Below are 19,682 nucleotides of genomic sequence, written 5' to 3'. Positions count from 1 at the left end.
GGGGGGCTTGCGGACGGGAAGCGAGGGAGCCGGGCGTGCGGGGGAAGAGCAGCGTTTTGCGCCGGCTGATCGGCGAGCCGTGGGATCTTGCCGCGGCGTTGGGATTGCTGGCCCTGATCGTGCTGGTCGCCGTCACCTTCCGGCAATACGGCATCTCCAATGACGAGGAGGTGCAGCATGTCTATGGCGCCAAGCTGATCGACTGGTACCGCAGCGGCTTCACTGACGATTCGGCCTTCACCTACAAGAACCTCTATCTCTATGGCGGGCTGTTCGACATGGCGGCGGTGGCGCTGGCGCCGCTGCTGCCCTTCGATCCCTATGAGACGCGGCACCTGCTGTGCGCCCTGATCGGGGTGGCGGGGATCGCGGTGGTCTGGGGCGTCGGCCGCCGGGTCGCCGGGCCGCGGGCCGGGTTCCTGGCCGGGGCGCTGCTGGCGCTGTGCGGTCCCTGGTATGGCGGGCTGTTCAACCACACCAAGGACGTGCCCTTCGGCGTGCTGATGATGGCCGCCGTGGCGATGCTGATCCGGCTGGTCGGGCAGATGCCGCGGCCCCGCTGGGGCACGGTGCTGGGATTCGGCGTGGTCGCCGGGCTGGCGCTGGGCATCCGGGTCGGGGCGCTGCTGGTGGCCGGCTACGCTGCGGCGGCGCTGGCGGGCTGGGTGCTGGTGGGCGGAGTCTCCGCCGGACGGCTGCGCGACGCCGGACGGGGGGCGTTGCGGCTGCTGCCGGCGCTGCCGGTCGCCTATGGGCTGATGGCGGTATTCTGGCCCTGGGCGGTGCTGGAGCCGCTGAACCCGTTGCGGGCGCTGGCCGATTTCTCGCATTTCCATTATCCGATCCGCACCATGCTGGGCGGCACCGAATATTGGATGTACGAGGTGCCGCGCAGCTATCTGGTCTGGTATCTCGGGGTCAAGCTGCCGCTGGTGATGCTGGGCGGGGTGGCGCTGGGGGTGCTGGTGCTGCCGGTGATGATGTATCGCGACCGGCTGGCGGTGGACGATGGACGGGTCCGCGCGGTCGGCTGCGGGCTGGTGGCGCTGGCGGCGCTGTTCCCGATCGCCTGGTTCACCGTCACCCATGCCCCCGGCTACACCGCGATCCGCCATTTCCTGTTCGTGCTGCCGCCGCTGGCGGTGTTGGGCGGCATCGGGCTCGACCGGCTGCTCGGCTGGGCCGGAGCCTGGAGGTTCGGCGTGTCGCAGCGGACCGGGCGCGGGCTGTCGGCGGCGGTCCTGGCCGGGGTCGCGCTGGCGCTGGTGCTGGGCCGCGAGGCTACGGTCCTGGAGTCGCTGCATCCGGACGAATATGTCTATTTCAACGAGTTGGTCGGCGGTGTCGCCGGCGCGGTGCGCAAGTATGATGTCGATTACTGGGTCAACAGCCTGCCGGAAGCGGTGGAGGATCTGTCTGAGGTGATCGCGGCGGAGGAAGCGCGCACCCACCATCACAGGACCTACAGCGTCGCCGTCTGCGCCGAGCCGCTGGCCTTCGAAAAGCTGGCGCCGGCCAACATGCGCTGGGTCAACGACTGGAATCGAGCCGACTTCTTCATCGCGCCGACGCAGGAGGATTGCGACGCGCTGATGACCGGTCCCACGGTGGCGGAGGTCGAACGCGATGGCGCCCTGCTGGCGGTGGTGAAGGATATGCGCAAGCCGGCGGAGCCGGCGGAAACGACCGTCGAAATGGCCCGCCTGCGCACCGGCCGGCATCAGCGGCATTGGTGACCGCCGCCTCCGGCGGCATTGGTGACGGCTATCCCTTTGGCAGGAAGCGCGCGCGGTCCAGCCCGTGGCGGGCCATCTTCTCGTTCAGGGTGCGGCGGGGGATGTTCAGAAGGTCCATCACCGACTTGATGTCACCCTTGCAGCGGTCCAGCGCCTGTTCGATCACCCGCTTCTCGAAGGCGTCGACCTGATCGGCCAGCGCGCGCGGGGTTACTGCCGCCTCACCGCCGACGGGACGGCGGCGCAGCAGGCCGGCGACGCCGCTGCGCCCGACCGACAGGACATGGCGCTCGGCCAGATTGCGCAGTTCCCGCACATTGCCGGGCCAGTCATGTGCCAGCAGCGCGTCGATGTCGGCCGGCTCCAGCGGGCGCGGCTCACGGCCATGGCGGGCGGCGAATTCGGCGGTGAAATAGTCGAACAGCAGCGGAATGTCCTCCGCCCGCGCCCGCAGCGGCGGGATGTGCAGCTCCGCCACGTTGAGGCGGTAATAGAGGTCGGCACGGAACCGCCCCTCCTCGCTGAGGTCGAGCAGGTCGATCTTGGTTGCCGCCACCAGCCGCAGATCGACCGGAACCTGCTTGTTGGAGCCCAGCCGTTCGATGGTGCGTTCCTGCAGGGCGCGCAGCAGCTTGACCTGGATGGCCAGCGGCATGCTCTCGATCTCGTCGAGGAACAGGGTGCCGCCGCTGGAATGCTCCAGCTTGCCGGCGCGGCGCTGGGTGGCGCCGGTGAAGGCGCCGGGTTCATGCCCGAACAGCTCGCTTTCCGCCATGCTGTCGGGGATGGCGCCGCAATTGACGGCGACGAACGCACCCTTCGCAGCCCTGGGGCCGAAATCATGCAGGCAGCGGGCGACCAGCTCCTTGCCCGTGCCGGTCTCGCCATGGATCAGCACGCTGGCGCTGGTGGCGGCGAGGTCGATCAGGTCGCGCCGCAGCTCGGCGATGGCGGGGGAGGTGCCGATCAGCTTCGATTCGATCCCGCCACCGCCGGCCCGGCGGCGCAGGCCGCGGTTTTCCAGCACCAGCCGCCGCTTCTCCGCCGCACGGCGGATGACGGCGACCAGATGGTCGGGTTCGAAGGGCTTTTCGATGAAGTCGTAGGCGCCGCGCCGCATCGCCTCCACCGCCAGCGCCACGTCGCCATGGCCGGTCACCAGGATCACCGGCAGGTCGGCGTCACGCTCCAGCGCCCGCTCCAGCACGGCCATGCCGTCCATCCGCGGCATTCGCACATCGGTGACCAGCACGCCGGGAAAGTCGGGCGCCAGCAGGTCGAGCGCCGGCTGCGGCGTCTCGAAGCCCTGCGCGGCGAAGCCGGCCAGTTGCAGCCATTGCGTCACCGACACGCGCATCGCCAGCTCGTCGTCGATGAACAGGACGGGGGTGGCATGCGGATCGGTAATCATCTGCCCCTCATTGTGCTTCCGGCAACTGGACGACGAAACAGGCGCCGCCTTCGGGATTGTTCTCCGCCCGCAGCGTGCCGCCGAAGTCGCGCACGATGCCATAGGACAGCGACAGCCCCAGGCCAAGCCCCTGTCCGACCTCCTTGGTGGTGAAGAAGGGGTCGAACAGCTGGAACTGGTGCGCCTCGGCGATGCCGGTGCCGGTGTCGCGGATGCGGATCTCCCAGCCCTCGCTACTCCGGTCGGCCGTCAGGGTCAGGCGCCGCTCCTCGCACTCGGCCATGGCGTCGGCGGCGTTGCGCAGAAGGTTGACGAAGACCTGTTCCAGCCGCACCGCGTCGCCACGGACGCGGGCGTCGGGCGGGATGCTCTGCTCCACCTGCACCTCCTCCTCGCGCAGGCGGGAGGCCAGCAGGGCCAGCGCGCGGTCCATGGCGCGGGCGACCGGCACCGCCTCCACCCGCGCCGGACCCTTGCGGGCGAAGTCCTTCAGATGGCCGGACAGCACCGCCATCCGCTCCGCCAGATCGCCGATCATGGCGAGGTTGTCGCGGACCATCGCCGTCTCGCCCCGCTCGGCCAGCAGGCGGGTGGAGGCGACGAAGGTGCGGATGGCGGCCAGCGGCTGGTTGATCTCGTGCGCCAGCGCCGCCGACATCTGGCCCAGCGCCGCCAGCTTGCCGGCCTGCACCAGCTCCTCCTGCGCCTCGCGCAGGACGCGGTTGGCGGTCAGCAGTTCGGCCGTGCGCTCCTCCACCCGGCGTTCCAGCGTCACGCGCGCCTCATGCTGAAGCCGCAGGGTCTGGCGCCGCTGCCAGCCCAGCGCCAGGGCGGCGGCCAGCAGCAGGATGCCCATCGCGGTCAGCACGGCGGCACCGGCCGCCTGCGCCTTAACCGGCTCCAGATCCGACAGGAAGCGGATGGTCCAGCCGAATTCCGGCAGGGGGAGTTCCTGCATCAGGTAGGCGTGGCGGGCGCCGTGGGAGAGCGGATCGGGCAGACTGACCAGCCGCGCGCCGTTTTCCGCCAGCGGGCCGTCGCGCAGACCGAGCGGGGCCGGTTCGCTGCGGTCATACTGGCGGGTCTGTGCCAGACGGGCCTTCACCACGTCGGGCAGCGGGCGCAAGGCGCGGTATTTCCAGTCGGCGTGGCTGGACAGGAAAACGATGCCGTTCTCGTCGGTCACCAGCACCCGCTCGCCACCGGCGGCCCAATCGCGTTGCAGCGGCTCCAGGTCGATCTTGACCACGGCGACGCCGATCAGCGCTTCCCCCCGATGCACGGCGTGTGACAGGAAATAGCCGGGCAGGCCGGTGGTGACGCCGATGCCGAAGTAACGGCCGCTGCCGGACTCCACCGCCTGACGGAAATAGGGACGGAAATCATAGGTCTGGCCGACGAAGCTCTGCGCCGGATCGGCCCAGTTGCTTGCCGCCAGCGCGAGGCCCGACCGGTTCACCACATAGAGCGCCGCCGATCCCGCCGCCTCGTTCGCCGTCTCCAGCCGGCGGTTCACCGCGTCGCGCCGCGTTTCCGACGGGGCATCGAGCAGGTCCAGCACCTCATGGTCGCGGGCGACCAGAAAGGGGAGGTAGTCGTAGCGGCCGACCGCATTGCGGATGCTGCTGGCATAGAGGCCAAGCCGCTGGTCGCCGTTCAGGGTCAGCGCCGCCCGCGCCTCCGCCTCCGCCCAGCGATAGGCGCCCCAGCAGGCCAGCGCCGTCACCGCGGCCAGCGCCGTGATGAGGATCGCCAGCCGGCGGTGGCGCAGCGAACGGGATGAGACGGTGTCGGCCATGGCCTGTCTATGGGACCGCCGGGGCGATACTGTCCAGCGCCTTTTGCCGCCGCCGGGAGGGTTGGTAAAACGGTCAGGGTTCTTGAATGAACGTCCAATCAATAATATCGAGGAGTCGTGCGAACACAAATCAACCAAACGGATATGACAAATGAATGGGCTCACCAGCGGTGACTTTGGCGGGCATCTGTTGTTTGCGTCACTTTCATGGCATGGAAAAGGCGGGTATGGTGCGCCGCTGCCGGCTTGGGCTGGACCTTGCGGCACATGCAGGCAACGGGATCGAAACGGGGGAGACAGGATCATGGACGCCGAATCCATTCGCGCCGCTTATCGTCGCTATGCCGGATTCTATGACCGGGTGTTCGGCGTGCTGCTGGCCTCCGGCCGGCATGCGGCGGTGGAGTGGCTGAACCGCCGCGGCGGCCTGCGCATCCTGGAGGTCGGCGTCGGCACCGGCCTGTCGCTGTCCGACTACCGCAAGGACAACCGTGTCGTCGGCATCGACCTGTCCACCGACATGCTGAAGGTGGCGCAGGAGCGGGTGGAACGCGAAAAGCTCGACCATGTCGAAGGGCTGCTGGAGATGGATGCCGGCAAGCTGGCCTTCGCCGACGGCAGCTTCGACGTGGTGGTCGCCATGTATGTGATGACCGTCGTTCCCGACCCCCAGGGCACGATGGCGGAGCTGGAGCGCGTCTGCAAACCCGGCGGCGACATCGTCATCGTCAACCATTTCGCCGCCCCCTGCCCCGGTGTCCGCCGCGCGGTGGAGGGCTGGCTGTCGCCGCTTTCGAAGAAGCTCGGCTGGCGGCCCGACTTCACGCTGGACGCGATGATGGCCGGCTCGCGGCTGGCAGTGGAAAGCATCCGCACCCTGCCGCCCTTCGGGTTGTTCAGCCTGCTGCATTGCCGGCGGGGATAGGAGCGCCTGTCCATCCCGCGTGACCGCGCCGGTCGCCTGCTGTAGCCTTATGGTTGGCGATCGGATTCACGCTCCAAATCGATTCCGATTTTACGCGATCCGATCTAGTCTCGCCGTCACCACACACGCGACCATGGGAGCGGGGATATGGCCGAGCAGGGCGGCGATCTGGCGGGAAAGCGGATTCTGGTGCCGGAAAGCCGGGACCTCGACCTGTTCGCGGGCATGATGGAGCAGCATGGCGCCGAGACGATCCGCTGCCCGCTGGTCAAGATCCTCGACCTCGACGATCCGGCGCCGGCAAGGGAATGGCTGGAGCGGCTGCTGACCGAAGGATTTGATGACATCGTCCTGCTGACGGGCGAGGGGCTGCGGCGGCTGATGACCGTCGCCCGCGCCATGGAGCGCGAGGCCGAGGTGGTCGCCGCCATCGGCCGCGCGCGCGTCTTCGTGCGCGGGCCGAAGCCGGTGAAGGCGCTGCGCGAGATCGGCTGCGCGCCCTACAAATCCGCCCCCGCCCCGACCACTGACGGCGTCATCGCCATGCTGGGCGAGGAGGACCTCACCGGCCGCCGCGTCGGCATTCAGCTCTACCCCGACAACCCGAACGAACCGCTGCTGGAGGCGGTGCGGGCCGGTGGCGGCAGTCCGGTGGCGGTGACCCCCTACCGTTATGCCAACGACTCGGAGACCGGCGCCGTCCAGACGGCGATCCGCGACATGGCGGACGGGCGCATCGATTTCGTCGCCTTCACCGCCTCGCCCCAGGTGCGGCGCCTGCATGAGGTGGCGGAGGCCTGCGGCCTCGGCGACGCTTTCCGCCAGGGCTTCGCCAGGACACGCATCGCCGCCGTCGGCCCGGTGGTGGCGGAAGCGGTGGAGGCGGCCGGCGGCACCGTCGCGGTTTCCCCGGACTCGACCTTCCACATGAAGCCGCTGGTCACCGCCATCCGCCGGCTGCTGACGGAGGGGGAGGGGAGCAAGCCGGCCTGACCGGCCATCCCCCTTTGCGGGCCAGCGACCTTTCGCCCCACCCTCCCTATGCACGGACGAATTGATAACGATTCTCACTCTCGATTAACCTTTGACGCTCAGTGTTGACCCCAGTCAGCGGCCGTTGCCAGGAGCGTCGTCATGTCCGTCTGTCTTTCTCCCCTGTTCCGCCACGCGCTTGCGCTGGTTCTGCTGTCGGCCGGGCTGGCCGGGGGCGGGGCCGCTCTTGCCGCGAATCTGTCGAGCAAGGAGAAGCTGGGGGAGGCGCTGTTTTCCGACACCGCGCTGTCGGCCAACCGCACGCAATCCTGCGCCGACTGCCACAACCCGGATTTCGGCTTTGCCGATCCGCGGACCGGCGGGGCGGGCGGGGCGGCGTCGGTCGGCGACAACGGCAAGTCGGTGGGCGACCGCAACGCGCCGACGGCGGCCTATGCGGCCTTCACGCCGGCCTTCCACATCAAGGCGGACGGCAAGGCGGTCGGCGGCCAGTTCTGGGACGGCCGCGCCGCGACGCTGAAGGATCAGGCCGGCGGCCCGCCGCTGAACCCGGCGGAGATGGGGCTGACCTCCAAGGAGCAGGCGCGAGACAGGCTGGCGGAGAATCCCGACTATGCCCGCGCCTTCGTGGCGCTCTACGGCGCCGGGGTGCTGGATGATGCCGGGCGCGCCTATGACGCGATGACCGACAGCCTCGCCGCTTTCGAGAAGACCGACCGCTTCGCGCCCTTCGATTCGAAATACGACCGCTATCTGCGCGGCGACTACAAGATGACGCCGGAGGAGGATCTGGGCATGACCCTGTTCTTCTCCACCCAGTTCACCAACTGCAACCAGTGCCACAAGCTGAAGGCGATGCCGGCCGCGGAGGGGGAGATGTTCACGAATTACGAACATCACAACATCGGTGTGCCCGCCAATCCCGCCCTGCGCGAGGCCTCCGGCAAACCGGGTTTCGCCGACCGCGGGCTGCACGACAACCCGGCCGCGGCCAAGCCCGCCTATGAAGGGAAGTTCAAGACGCCGACCCTGCGCAACGTCGCGGTGACCGGACCCTACATGCACAACGGCGTCTTCAAGGATCTGGAGACGGTCGTCCGATTCTACGACCACTACAACAATCGTACGGAAAAGGCCGCGATCAATCCGGAGACCGGCAAGCCCTGGGGACCGCCGGAGGTGGCGGCGAACCTGTCGACCAAGGAACTGGAATCGGCACCGGCGCTGGACACCCGCCGCGTCAAGGCGCTGGTCGCCTTCATGAAGACGCTGACCGACGCGCGGTACGAACACCTGCTGGCGAAATAGGGCGGATTCTTTCAGCCGTCTCTTTTGGGCCGCCCTTATCGGCCACCGATGTCGATGCGGAAGAGTTCCAGGTCCAACAGTTCCATCGACATCCGGCGGCGCCCCGCAGACGTGTGTCGGGCGGCGTTGCGGAACGCCAGCTTGCGGGCCAGCGGCTGGCTCAGCCAGGCGGCGCGGGCGCGGTCGATCAGGGCGGTGCAGCGATGGGACAGATTGGCGTTCATGGCGGTCGGGCTCTCTCGCAAGGGATCGGGGTCAGCGGCAGCATGGCTCCTGTGAGCAGTTGCAATAAGAATGTCCCGGCAACGTGACAGTTTCTATCGCCCGAAGGTCTAGTCCCTACGCCATAGGGGTGGGATTCGGTCGATTTCGCCCCGGTCTTCGACCAAAGAAGGAGGGCGTCACATCACCAGACCGACCAACCGGCGCAACGCGTCGCGGGCCTCGCCGTCCAAAACCGGCAGGCCGTTGCGGGCCTCCAGCATGTAGGCGCCGGGATCGGCCAGGGTGCGCATGGCGAATCCGGCGACCACCGGCGGCTCGCTGCTGAGCGGCGGCTGGTCGTAGACGGGGGTGAAGCTGCAGCCGCTGAGCAGCGCCCGGATCATCAGCGCCTCGTCCGAGGTGGCGCCGGCCGCCGGCGTGTTGATGCCGAACAGCAGCCGCTCCGCCTCCGAGTCGGTCACCAGCCCGCGTTCCAGCAGGATGTCGACCATGCCGGAACTGGTCATCACCGGCGCCGCCCGGCCTTTCCAGCAGAAGCGGCCATCATCCCAGCCGACATCCAGGCTGCGGAAGATCATGTGCGGTTCGCCGCCGCCGGGGGCGCCGGCGACGATGTAGTTGACCCGTAAAAGCCCGTTCCACGCGCCGGCCGGAGCGACGATGCAGGACAGCCCGCTCCGCGTCAGGCGCAGGTAGGTGTCGTTGATGCCCGATGGCTCGAAGTCGAAAAGCATGGGTCTCTCACCTCGCTGCAGGCCGGCCCGGCGTCGCCGCGGTCCAGCCTTCGTTGGCCTGAGTCAGGTGAGTGGCTTGCCAGCTCGCGCAAACTGCCCATGCGGGTGCCCTCCCTTTGCGCAAAAACACGAAAGGCGGTAGGCCGATCCGCCGGCCCCCGCCTTTCGCGCTCGTGCCAAGGAGGGTTCGGACGCTAGTTCGCCGGACCCATGAAGACGCTGTCGTGGCTGTTCTTCTCGTTCGTTCCGGTGTCGGACAGCTGGAAGGTCAGCGGCAGCGACGTGGCGGAGACCGCCGTGCGCGGGGCCGTCACATAGACGCGGTAGGTGGCGACGCTGTCCGGCGCGGCGGAGATGGTGGCGGTGTGGGCGGCGGCCTCATCCTCCGCCTCGCCGATCACCTTGATCTCGGCATTGGGCAAGCCGGCGACGCTGAGGGTGTAGGAGCGGTCCTGCCGGGTCTTGTTGGCGACCTTGAAGGTGTAGGCGTTGCGGATCGAGCCGTCCGACAGCGTCACGAACAGCGGGGCGCGGTCGCGCAGCACCGTGATGTTCAGGCTGGGACGCAGCGCGAAGCTCCAGGCCATGGCGCCGCCGATGACCAGCATCAGCAGGGCATAGACAATGATGCGCGGGCGGATCAGACGCCACTGATAGGTCTTGCCGGAGGCCCGGGTGTCCTGGGCGGCCAGGCTGTCGAAGGCGATCAGGCGGGTGGGCAGCCCCTGCTGGATCATGATGCTGTCGCAGGCGTCGACGCACAGGCCGCAATTGATGCAGTCCGCCTGCTCGCCGGTGCGGACGTCGATGCCCATCGGGCAGACCTGCACGCACTGGCCGCAGTCGATGCAGTCGCCGAAGCCCTGGGCGCGCCGCTCGTCCCAATTCTGCGACTTGCGCTTGGGGCCGCGGTTGTCGCCGCGGTCGGCCTGATAGGTGACGATCAGCGAATGTTCGTCCAGCATCGCGGTCTGGATGCGCGGCCACGGGCACATGTACATGCACATCTGCTCGCGCGCCCAGCCGGCCATCACATAGGTCATGCCGACGAAGATGGCGAAGAAGGACACCGCCTCGTAGCTGGCCTGGAAGGTGAGCAGATCATGCAGCAGGGCCGGGGCGTCGGTGAAATAGGCGAGGAAGCCGAACCCGGTGACGAGGCTGAGCGTCAGCCAGCCCGCATGCTTGCCGGCCTTGCGCAGAGCCTTGCGCGTCGTCCAGGGCTGTTTTTCCATGCGGATGCGTTCCGCCCGGTCGCCTTCGAAGATGCGCTCGATCCAGACGAACAGGTCGGTCCACACCGTGTGCGGACAGGCGAAGCCGCACCACACGCGGCCGGCCAGCGCCGTCGCCAGGAACAGGCCCAGCGCCGCGACGATCAGGATGCCGGTGAGGTAGTAGATTTCCTGCGGCCAGATCTCGATCCAGAACAGGAAGAATCGGGGCGTGGTCAGGTCGAACAGCACCGCCTGGGCCGGCGCGTCGGGACCGCGTTCCCACCGGATCCAGGGAGCGATGAAGAACAGCGCCAGAAGAACGGAGAAGGTGACCGTCTTCAGGCGGCGATAGAGGCCCTTGACCGCCTTCGGATGAATCGTCTTATGGCTTTCGTACAGCGGGACCTTGGCGGGTTGGGCAGAGCCCTGCTGAACGATGCTTCCGTCTGGCATGTCGATGCGCCTGATTTCCGGTTCCACGTTGGCGCGGAGCATATTCGACCACCAGTGCGGCGTGTTTGACCTCTGTCAAACAACGTCGATATTCCGAAAAGCCATTCCAGATCTAAGGCTTTTCACCGGTTCGAGGGATCCGCGTTTCGGGGTCCGTTAATACTGTGGCGGGTGGCCAATCCACAAGCTGATTATTGTTCGACAATAAAGGTATCACGTATAATACTGAGACTACACTGTATCTCAGCAAAGCAATCAGCTAAACGCACCGTTTGAGCTAGCCGACGGTTACGGGCAGGAGGGACAGTCGCAGGCCGATGCGCAGGATGTCGGCCACCAGTGTCAGGATAACGTCGTGATGGTTGGCCGATGCATGCGGTCCGGCCGGCCGAAGCGCGGACCGGGCGGGAAAAATCGTCGCGGCGGCCGGCTCCGCCAGGAACGTGCTTCCACAGGCCGCCGCATCTGCCATCGTGCAAATCCTTATCCTGGACAACGGCTTGGCCGCCACGGCCCCTGGACAGGCGCAGGATTACGCTTCACTGTTTCGTAAAAACAACCGGTCTCCCGGCCGGGTCCGGCGCCGGCAGGTGCGGAATGACGCTTGCCCGTCAACCGTCAAGAGACAAGAATGCGATCGCGGGTCACGCCGCGTGTCCTGTCGCCGGGTTTCTCCCGTCGGTTGGATGCCGGCCGTGAATTCAACCCGCCATTCAGCGGAGGGAGTAGGCACGGGCATGGGGGAGACCGGGTTCGCCCGCTTTGACGCCGACGAACGCCTGGTATGGGCCAATGCCGCCTTCGCGGCCCGATTCGCCGTGCCGGCCGATGCGACGCTGGAGGGGCTGTTCGGCGGCCTGCTGGGTTGTGCCGCCGTTGCCGACCTGCGCCGCGGTTGTCCATTGACGCGGGGGCTCCCCGACGGCAGCGCCGTGACCCTTGCGCTGGGGGCCGGCGGGGCGGACGAATGGCTGCTGACGGCGATCGATGCGGTTGCGACGCCGGCCGAGCAGGAGCCCTGGGCGAAGACCAGTTCGGTGCTGGACTGCCTTAGCCAAGGGGTGATGGCCTTCGACCATGACCTGCGGCTGGTCGCCTGGAACCGGCGCGTGCTGGAACTGCTCTACATCGATCCTGGATTTCCGCGCTATGCCCAGCCCTATGAGGCGGTGGTCCGCCACATCGCGGAGCAGGGCGGCTATGGCCGCGGCGAAGTCGACGATCTGGTGGCGCAGCGGCTGGACTATATCCGCAAGGCCTCCTGGCCCTTTTACAACGAGCGCGTGCGGCCCGACGGCGTCGTCATCGAAACGGTGACCCTGCCTCTGCCCGACGGCGGGTTCGTCACCACCTACACCGACATCACCCAGCGCAAGCAGGCCGAGCGCGAGGTCGCCTCCAGCCGGGAATTGCTGGAACTGGCGATCCAAGCGGCGCGCGAAGGCATCTCGAAATGGGATCTCCGCACCGGCGAGGTGTGGTTCTCCCCGCAATGGTGGGGCCTGCTGGGCTATTCCGAGGCGGAGATGGACAACAGCCGCCGCCGCTGGGAGGAACTGATCCACGTCGAGGATCTCGGCGCCGCACTGGAGATGGAACGGGATCTGGCGGCCGGCCGGCGGTCGGAAGGCCGGCTGCTGCAGCGCTTTCACCACCGTTCGGGCGCCACGGTCTTCCTGGAGACGCGAACGCTCGCCGTGGCGGGCGGCGACGGCAAGCCCTTCCGCATCGTCGGCTCCCACACCGACGTCACCGAGAGCGTGCGCGCGGCCGAAGCCGTGCGCGCCGCCAAGGAAGAGGCCGAACGCGCCCTGCAGGACCTGAAGGAGGCGCAGGTCCAACTGATCCAGGCGGAGAAGATGGCGGCGCTGGGCTCATTGGTGGCCGGAGTGACGCACGAGATCAACACGCCGGTCGGCATCGCCCTGACCGGCGCCTCGCTGCTGGCGGAGAAGACCCGCGCGCTGCGCCACCTGTTCGAGGCCGGTGCGCTGCGGCGGGGCGATTTCGCCGAGTTCATCGACATCGCCGACGAGGCGACGCAGTTGATGCTGCTGAACATCGAGCGCGCCACCCGACTGATCCAGAGCTTCAAGCAGATCGCCGTCGACCAGGCGAGCGAGGAGCGCCGCGTCTTCGAACTGAACAACTACATCCACGAGGTTCTGCGCAGCCTGGGCATGCGCATCCGCCGCAGCGGCCATACAGTTGCCGTCCATTGCCCGGACGATCTGACGATCGACAGTTTTCCGGGGGCGTTCAGCCAGATCCTGACCAACTTCGTCATCAACTCGCTTCTGCATGGCTACGACCCGGGGGTGCGCGGCCAACTGACGGTGACCGTCACGGCGATGGATGGAGAGGTGGAGCTGGTCTATGCCGACGACGGACGCGGCATTCCGGCAGAGCTGCACGGCAAGGTGTTCGAGCCCTTCTTCACGACCAGCCGCGACCGCGGTGGCAGCGGGCTGGGGCTGAACATCGTCTACACGCTGGTCATGCGGACCCTGCGCGGCCGGCTGCGGCTGGACAGCGCACCGGGGGCGGGGACCGCCTTCACGCTGCGCTTCCCGCGCGTGACTCCGGCCGAACCGCTGCCGCTGTAGGCGGCAGATTTTTAAAAAGACGATGAGGGGGGATTCGACATTCGCGAGGGCTGTTCCGTTCGCCGGACGCGCTCGATTTGAATGCGATGGTGGAAGGGGCTGGATTCGAACCAGCGTACGCTAACGCGGGCAGATTTACAGTCTGCTGCCTTTAACCACTCGGCCACCCTTCCATCGGGGCGCAGAGGATTAGCCTTTCGATCGGGGGGCCGTCAAGCCCCTTTTGCGTGGATGGTGCAAGCGGAGACGCGGCCATGAAAAAACCTCCGCCCCGGGTGGGAACGGAGGTTTTTTCAGACGGCGGATTTTCAAAGGGGGCTTTTTCAAACCCCCTTTTCAAAGACCGCTCAGTTCGGGCGGCGCGACGCCCGGTGCGCGGGGATCGGGATCGGACGGATCGCCTGTTCCTCGCGACGGCTGGCCGACATGTCGATCTCCACGCGGGCCAGGGCCTTGCGCAGTTCGTGCACGGTTTCGGACAGCGCCTGGATCGTCGCCTCGCTCGGCTGCTGACGCCAGCCGCGATAAGCGGAAATGCAGGCCTTGGCGGTGTCGCGCAGACGGCCTTCCACCGCATCCACCGGCGGCGTCGGCTGGCCGGGGGCACGCGGGGTCTCCGGCGCGGCGGGAGCCTGAGCGGGAGACTGGGCGGGAGCAGGGGCGGCAACCGGAGCCGGCGCGGGAGCCGCGGCGGGCTCCGGCCGGTTCAGGCGCAGCGTCTCCGTCGGAGCCGGCGCGGCAGCCGGCGTCTCGGCCGAAGCCTGCTCGGTGGCCGGCTCGGTCCGCGGGGCACGGGTCAGCGTGGTGCGGCCGGTTCGGCCGGCGGCGCGGCGCGGTTCGGCCGGGGTTCCGGCCTCCGCGGCGGCGGGAGCGGCGGGTGCCGGCGTTTCCGGGACCGCCGGAGTCACCGGAGCGGCCGCCTCGCCAACCGTTTCCGGCGCTGCGGAAGAGGTGTCGGCGGCGGCCTGCGCCTCGTCCTGCATCCCTTCGGCGCCCATCCCTTCGGCGCCGGCATCACCATGAGCGGCATCGCCCTGGCCGCTCGCGGCCTCCGCCTTCTTGATGATGTAGGAGATGGCGCTGGGCGTGCATTCGAATTCACGCGCGATGGCCGAAAGGGTCACGCCGCTGCGGTAACGTTCAAGAATTTGGGGCCACGCCGACTGCGGAATGCGCCCACGCTTCTTGGGAGACTCCGGTTCGCTCCCGGTTTCTGCGTTCATTATATCGCTCGGTTGCCAAAGTGAATTTTCAGTCATTCGTCAGCATGTCTACCCGGACCGCACGCTTCAGACGCGGGACCACGCGGGCGCGTGCGTCAGCAGCATCGAGGCTTCACGCTGGCGGGCGATGTTTTCGGTATGGACGACTATCGGAAACTCTTCTCAAAAATGCCAGCATAACTTTGCACGGAATCGTGATTTTGTATCCGGTGTCACAACAGCGTACGACGCTTGGTGGAGATCGGGTGTTTTAAAATACGCAAGCGGCGGTAAACCCCCGGTCGCAGCATCCGGCTACCGGCATCTTTCGATTGCCGACTTTTGAAAAGTGCGATGGACCCCGGACGGGGGCTGGCGTGTTTTCAGTTGCAGAACAGCCCCAACCGTTTTTTGCGGAGACCGTCCATGCCGCATGCGTCCGTGCCGCGCTCGTATCCGATCTTCCGACGCCTTCCGGCTGCGGCGCTGTGCGCGCTGCTGTCCGGCGCGGTCCTTTTGCCGGTGCTGCCTGCGGCTGCACAGGATGCCTCCGCGCAGCCGGGGGCGAGCAGGACCTATTCGCCGCCGTCTTTCCGCGACCTCGCCCGGACGCAAATCGACACGGTCGTCAACATCTCCAGCACCCAGGCGCCCCAGGCCTCGGCCGGCGGCGGCCGGCTGCCGGAGGGGCTGGACCTTCCGCCGGGATCGCCGCTGGAGGAGTTCTTCCGCGAATTCCGCAACCGCCAGAGGGGAGGGCAGGGAGACGCCCCGCCCGACGGCGCGCCGAACGGAAGCCCGAACGGCCTGCCGAGCATGGCGCTCGGCTCCGGCTTCATCATCGATCCGTCGGGCCTGATCGTCACCAACAGCCATGTGGTGGCCGACGCGGCGGAGATCGCCGTCACCCTGCATGACGGGACCAAGCTGCCGGCGAAGCTGGTGGGGTCCGACGCCCCGACCGATCTTGCGCTCCTGAAGGTCGAAAGCAACAAGCCGCTGATCGCCGCCCACTGGGGCGACAGCGAATCCGTGGAGGTCGGCGACTGGGTGGTCGCCATCGGCAATCCCTTCGGTCTCGGCGGGTCGGTGACCGCCGGCATCCTGTCCGCCCGCGCCCGCGACATCCAGCAAGGTCCCTACGACGAATATCTGCAGACCGACGCCGCCATCAACCGCGGCAATTCCGGCGGTCCGCTCTATGACGCCAACGGCGCGGTGATCGGCATCAACACCGCCATCTATTCGCCGACCGGCGGGTCGGTCGGCATCGGCTTCGCCATTCCGTCCTCGCTGGCCAAGCCGATCATCGACCAGTTGAAGGACGGTGGAAAGGTGCGGCGGGGCTGGCTGGGCGTCCAGGTCCAGCGCGTGACGCCGGACATCGCCGAAAGCCTGGGCGTGGACGGCACCGGCGGCGCGCTGGTCACCAGCGTGTCCCCCGACAGCCCGGCCGCGTCGGCCGGCCTGCGCCAGGGCGACGTCATCACCGCCTTCAACGGCGATCCGCTGGAACAGATGCGCCAGCTGCCCCGCCTCGTCGCCTCCACCGGGATCGGCAGCACCGTTCCGATGACCCTGCTGCGCGGCGGCAAGGAGGAATCGGTCCAGGTGACGATCGGCGAACTGCGCGACGAACCGCAGCAGGTGGCGCTGTCCGGATCGAGCGGCGCCCCCCGCTCCGCCCAACCGGAGGAGAGCAAGTCGGCGCTGGGCCTCAAGCTCGCCCCGCTGACCCCCGGCCTGCGCCAGACCTTCTCCATCGCCGACGATGTCGACGGGCTGGTGGTGACGGAGGTCGACCGCGACAGTGCCGCGTCCCAGCGCGGGCTCGATCTCGGCGACGTCATCGTCGAAGCGGGGCAGGAGCCGGTGGCGACCCCCGCCGACCTTGAATCCCGCATCGCCAAGGCGAAGGAAGACGGGCGCAAGACCCTGCTGATGCTGGTCAGCCGCGGCGGCGACCTGCGCTATGTCCCGCTTCCGCTGTCCCCCTCCAGCAGTGGGCGGAAGGGGTAATCCGGCCGCTGTGGAACCGGATCGGACGGAAGCGGGGATCTGCCCCGCTTCCGTCTCATCCTTTTCCGCTACCGTTCGCCGCGCCGCGAGAGTAATTTGCCGCCCGTTCGGCGAATGGGATGGCAAACCGTGAGCATTTATCCGGAGAACGGCCAGCCGGTGCGGCTGTCGGTCGTTGTCCCCGTTTTCAACGAGGCCGAGAATGTGCTGCCGCTGCTCGAAGAGATCGAGCGGGCGCTGATTCCGGTCGGCGGTTTCGAGATCATCTTCGTCGACGACCAGTCGGACGACGACACCCAGGCGCGCCTTGCCGCGGCGGTGGATGCCGGCCGGCTGCGCGTGCTGCGCCATGTCCGCCGCTCCGGCCAGAGCGCGGCGGTGCGCAGCGGCGTCAAGGCGGCGCGTGGCGAGTTCGTCGTGACGCTGGACGGCGACGGCCAGAACGACCCGGCCGACATTCCGGCGCTCTACGCCCTGGTGTCGACCGGGGAGGCCGGTGCGCCGGTCCTGGTCGGCGGCCTGCGCAAAAAGCGGCAGGACACGCTGTCGAAGCGCTGGGCCTCCAAGATCGCCAATGCGGTGCGCCAGTCCTTCCTGCAGGACGGCTGCACCGACAGCGGCTGCGGGCTGAAGCTGTTCCGTCGCGACGCCTTCCTCGACCTGCCCTTTTTCGGGGCGATGCACCGGTTCCTGCCGGCGCTGTTCCGTGCCCACGGCCATCCGGTGGCCTATGTGCCGGTGAACCATCGCCCGCGCGAGCGCGGCGTGTCGAAATACAACAACTGGCGGCGCGGGCTGATCGGCGTGGTCGATCTGCTGGGCGTTTACTGGCTGAAGCGGCGGACAAAGCTGTCCCCGGTCTCCGAACGCCTCTGATTGACGTCTAGCGACCCTTTCGGGACAGGATTTTACGATGATCGAGCGCGCCGCAGCGTGGTTCCAGGGGCAAAGCACCACCGACCTGATCTGGGTCGGGGTCGGCGTATTCGCGCAGATCATGTTCACCATGCGCTTCCTCGTGCAGTGGATCGCCAGCGAGAAGGCGCGCCGCAGCGTGGTGCCGGAGCTGTTCTGGTACTTCTCGCTGGGCGGCGGCGTTCTGCTGTTCGCCTATGCCTTCTACCGCTTCGACCCGGTCTTCATGCTGGGGCAGGGCATGGGTCTGGTGATCTACGCCCGCAACGTCTATTTCGTCTGGAGCCACAAGAAGTCGCAGGCGGCCGACGGCGCGGTGCCGAGCAAATCGTGACCGCAATTTCTCCGCAACGCAGTCGTCCGCCGACCAGCCGTCTGCCGATCTGGGCCTACGCACTGCTGGCGCCGATCGCCGCGGCGCTGTTCCTGCCCGGCTTCACGGTGCTGCCGCCCTTCGACCGTGACGAGGCCCGTTTCGCCCAGGCCTCCTCCCAGATGCTGGACAGCGGCAACTTCGTCGACATCCGCTTCCAGGACGAGACGCGTTACAAGAAACCGGTCGGAATCTATTGGCTGCAGAGCGCCGCCACCGCGGCGGCCGATGCGTTGCGTGGGATTCCGGTCGGGGCCGACAAGGTCATCTGGACCTACCGCATCCCCTCCTTCCTGGGAGCGATCCTGGCGGTTCTGGCCAGCGCCTGGACGGCCGCGCGCCTGTTCGGCGGCCCGGCCGGCTTCATCGCCGGGCTGATGATGGCGTCCTGCGTCGTGCTGGGGGTCGAAGCGCGGATGGGGAAGACGGATGCCGTCCTGCTCGCCACCGTGGTGATCGGACAGGCCGCGCTCGCCCATCTCTATCTCGGCCGCCGCGATCCGGTCCCCGCCGGGCGTGCCGCCTGGACGGTTCCGCTGGTCTTCTGGATCGCCGCCGGCGTCGGCGTGCTGGTCAAGGGGCCGATGGTCCTGCTGGTGTCCGGCACCACCGCGCTGGTGCTCGCCCTGTGGGACCGCGAGGCCGGGTGGCTGAAGCGGCTGAAACCGCTGGCCGGGCTCGGCATCGTCGTCGCCATCGCCGCCCCCTGGCTGATCGCCATCGCCATCAAGAGCAAGGGCGCCTTCTTCGCCGAATCCGTCGGCCACGACATGCTGGGCAAGGTGTCGGGCGGGCAGGAGGGCAAGGGGCTGCCGCCCGGCTATTATCTCGGCACCTTCTGGGTGACCTTCGCCCCCTGGTCGCTGCTGGCGCTGCTGGCGGTTCCCTGGGTGTGGGCGCGGCGCCGGCTGGACGCGGTGCGCTTCTGCATCGCCTGGATCGTCCCGAGCTGGCTGGTGTTCGAAGCGGTGCCGACCAAGCTCCTGCACTACACCCTGCCAGTCTTCCCGGCCATTGCCGCAGTCGCCGCCGCGGCCCTGATCGACAATTTCGACCGCAGCCGGGAACGGCCGCGCCGCTGGCTGGTCGCCGCCGCGGTGGCGCTGGGCGTGATCGGATTTGGCGCCCTCACCCTGGCCGTTGCCGTGATCCCCTGGCTGGTCGACCGCCGGATCGATCCGGTCGGGGTCGCGCTGGTGCCGGCGGTGGGCGGCCTCTTCGCCCTTGCCCTGCGCTCGCTTCTGCGGGGCGAACGGCGGACCGGGCTGGCTGCCGGGGTCGGCGCCGCGGCATTGCTCTATGCCGGGACCTATGCCGCCGTGCTGCCGAACATTGACGGCGTGTGGGTCAGCCGGCAGGCCGCCCGCGCGGTGGCGCAGGTCCGGCCCTGTCCGGACAGCGTGGTGGCTTCCGCCGGCTATTCGGAGCCGAGCCTGGTCTTCCTGCTCGGCACGCCGACCAAGCTGGTCCATGGGCCGGCGGCGGCGGCGCATCTGACGGCGGACCGCGCCTGCGGGCTGGCCCTGGTGGAGGACCGGGAGGCGCCGGCCTTCCTCGACAGCCTCGGCACGGCGACGCCGCTGCCGCTGGCGGAGCTGTCGGGCTTCAACTACAACACCGGCAAGCGCCTGCATCTGACGCTCTACCGGCTGCCGGCGCAATAACCCGCCTTCCGATCCGTATCGGAAGGACGGGGGTTTGCTCCGCTTGGGGATGCCGCAACCGGGGTGGGTAACGCGCCTCCGCATTGGACGGCGCGGGCGCTTT

The 19,682-nt window shown here is 68.1% G+C and carries 16 protein-coding genes and 1 tRNA gene; 9 read left to right on the top strand and 8 right to left on the bottom strand.

Annotated elements, in window-relative coordinates; all coding sequences use genetic code 11:
* Window positions 1-35: 35 nt before the first annotated feature.
* Window positions 36-1,736: an ArnT family glycosyltransferase gene (locus ACCD06_RS01320; protein WP_413338169.1), complete on the top strand. Its 1,701-nt coding sequence runs from the start codon at window positions 36-38 to the stop codon at window positions 1,734-1,736.
* Window positions 1,737-1,764: 28 nt separating this feature from the next.
* Here the strand turns inward: ACCD06_RS01320 and ACCD06_RS01315 are convergent, their stop codons facing one another.
* Both ACCD06_RS01315 and ACCD06_RS01310 read right to left on the bottom strand, forming a co-directional pair.
* Window positions 1,765-3,147 (bottom strand): sigma-54-dependent transcriptional regulator, encoded by a 1,383-nt coding sequence (locus ACCD06_RS01315; RefSeq protein WP_413338167.1) that lies wholly within the window; start codon window positions 3,145-3,147, stop codon window positions 1,765-1,767.
* A gap of 7 nt (window positions 3,148-3,154) precedes the next feature.
* The gene (locus ACCD06_RS01310; protein ID WP_413338165.1) at window positions 3,155-4,945 is read right to left on the bottom strand and encodes a sensor histidine kinase; all 1,791 of its coding nucleotides are present in this window, start codon (window positions 4,943-4,945) and stop codon (window positions 3,155-3,157) included.
* Between the two features lie 304 nt (window positions 4,946-5,249).
* On the opposite strand from ACCD06_RS01310, the gene ACCD06_RS01305 reads away from it, so the two are divergent.
* The 3 genes from ACCD06_RS01305 to ACCD06_RS01295 all read left to right on the top strand — a co-directional run bounded on the left by ACCD06_RS01305 (window position 5,250) and on the right by ACCD06_RS01295 (window position 8,171).
* On the top strand, window positions 5,250-5,870 hold the full coding sequence (locus tag ACCD06_RS01305; protein WP_413338163.1) for a class I SAM-dependent methyltransferase: 621 nt from the start codon (window positions 5,250-5,252) through the stop codon (window positions 5,868-5,870).
* A gap of 147 nt (window positions 5,871-6,017) precedes the next feature.
* The gene (locus tag ACCD06_RS01300) at window positions 6,018-6,863 is read left to right on the top strand and encodes a uroporphyrinogen-III synthase (RefSeq protein ID WP_413338161.1); all 846 of its coding nucleotides are present in this window, start codon (window positions 6,018-6,020) and stop codon (window positions 6,861-6,863) included.
* A gap of 141 nt (window positions 6,864-7,004) precedes the next feature.
* Entirely contained in the window at window positions 7,005-8,171 is a 1,167-nt protein-coding gene (locus ACCD06_RS01295) for a cytochrome-c peroxidase (RefSeq protein ID WP_413338159.1), read from the top strand.
* 35 nt (window positions 8,172-8,206) lie between these two features.
* Here ACCD06_RS01295 and ACCD06_RS01290 read toward each other — a convergent pair whose 3' ends face one another.
* From ACCD06_RS01290 to ACCD06_RS01275, 4 genes are all read right to left on the bottom strand, one after another.
* Window positions 8,207-8,395 carry a hypothetical protein gene (locus tag ACCD06_RS01290; protein ID WP_413338157.1) on the bottom strand — a complete coding sequence of 63 codons (189 nt, stop codon included), beginning with the start codon at window positions 8,393-8,395 and terminating at the stop codon, window positions 8,207-8,209.
* A gap of 177 nt (window positions 8,396-8,572) precedes the next feature.
* On the bottom strand, window positions 8,573-9,130 hold the full coding sequence (locus ACCD06_RS01285; RefSeq protein WP_136702372.1) for a hypothetical protein: 558 nt from the start codon (window positions 9,128-9,130) through the stop codon (window positions 8,573-8,575).
* A gap of 194 nt (window positions 9,131-9,324) precedes the next feature.
* Window positions 9,325-10,800 carry a cytochrome c oxidase accessory protein CcoG gene (ccoG, locus tag ACCD06_RS01280; protein WP_247871449.1) on the bottom strand — a complete coding sequence of 492 codons (1,476 nt, stop codon included), beginning with the start codon at window positions 10,798-10,800 and terminating at the stop codon, window positions 9,325-9,327.
* A 277-nt stretch (window positions 10,801-11,077) separates the two neighbouring features.
* Entirely contained in the window at window positions 11,078-11,272 is a 195-nt protein-coding gene (locus ACCD06_RS01275) for a hypothetical protein (RefSeq protein ID WP_109073428.1), read from the bottom strand.
* 265 nt (window positions 11,273-11,537) lie between these two features.
* On the opposite strand from ACCD06_RS01275, the gene ACCD06_RS01270 reads away from it, so the two are divergent.
* Complete coding sequence (locus tag ACCD06_RS01270; RefSeq protein ID WP_109073427.1) at window positions 11,538-13,406, top strand: PAS-domain containing protein; 1,869 nt, start codon at window positions 11,538-11,540, stop codon at window positions 13,404-13,406.
* 87 nt (window positions 13,407-13,493) lie between these two features.
* On the opposite strand, the gene ACCD06_RS01265 is transcribed toward ACCD06_RS01270, so the two are convergent.
* Both ACCD06_RS01265 and ACCD06_RS01260 read right to left on the bottom strand, forming a co-directional pair.
* Window positions 13,494-13,579: transfer RNA gene (locus ACCD06_RS01265), tRNA-Tyr, on the bottom strand.
* A 174-nt stretch (window positions 13,580-13,753) separates the two neighbouring features.
* A complete protein-coding gene (locus tag ACCD06_RS01260; protein WP_413338154.1) occupies window positions 13,754-14,629 on the bottom strand; it encodes a hypothetical protein in 876 nt (291 codons plus the stop codon).
* A gap of 405 nt (window positions 14,630-15,034) precedes the next feature.
* Here ACCD06_RS01260 and ACCD06_RS01255 point away from each other — a divergent pair, with 405 nt between their 5' ends.
* From ACCD06_RS01255 to ACCD06_RS01240, 4 genes are all read left to right on the top strand, one after another.
* The gene (locus ACCD06_RS01255) at window positions 15,035-16,627 is read left to right on the top strand and encodes a DegQ family serine endoprotease (RefSeq protein WP_413338152.1); all 1,593 of its coding nucleotides are present in this window, start codon (window positions 15,035-15,037) and stop codon (window positions 16,625-16,627) included.
* A 114-nt stretch (window positions 16,628-16,741) separates the two neighbouring features.
* Window positions 16,742-17,503, top strand: coding sequence for a glycosyltransferase family 2 protein (locus ACCD06_RS01250; protein ID WP_109073424.1), 762 nt, complete (start codon window positions 16,742-16,744; stop codon window positions 17,501-17,503).
* Window positions 17,504-17,540: 37 nt separating this feature from the next.
* Window positions 17,541-17,876 (top strand): lipid-A-disaccharide synthase N-terminal domain-containing protein, encoded by a 336-nt coding sequence (locus ACCD06_RS01245; protein WP_109155304.1) that lies wholly within the window; start codon window positions 17,541-17,543, stop codon window positions 17,874-17,876.
* Complete coding sequence (locus ACCD06_RS01240; RefSeq protein ID WP_413338149.1) at window positions 17,873-19,579, top strand: ArnT family glycosyltransferase; 1,707 nt, start codon at window positions 17,873-17,875, stop codon at window positions 19,577-19,579. The genes ACCD06_RS01245 and ACCD06_RS01240 overlap by 4 nt, the downstream gene beginning before the upstream one ends.
* The last annotated feature ends 103 nt before the right edge of the window (window positions 19,580-19,682 follow it).

The organism is Azospirillum sp. CT11-132, assembly GCF_047302835.1.
Taxonomy (GTDB): Bacteria; Pseudomonadota; Alphaproteobacteria; order Azospirillales; family Azospirillaceae; genus Azospirillum.
Note: the sequence above shows the minus strand (reverse complement) of the source record. Positions and strands in the feature narration are given on the sequence as shown.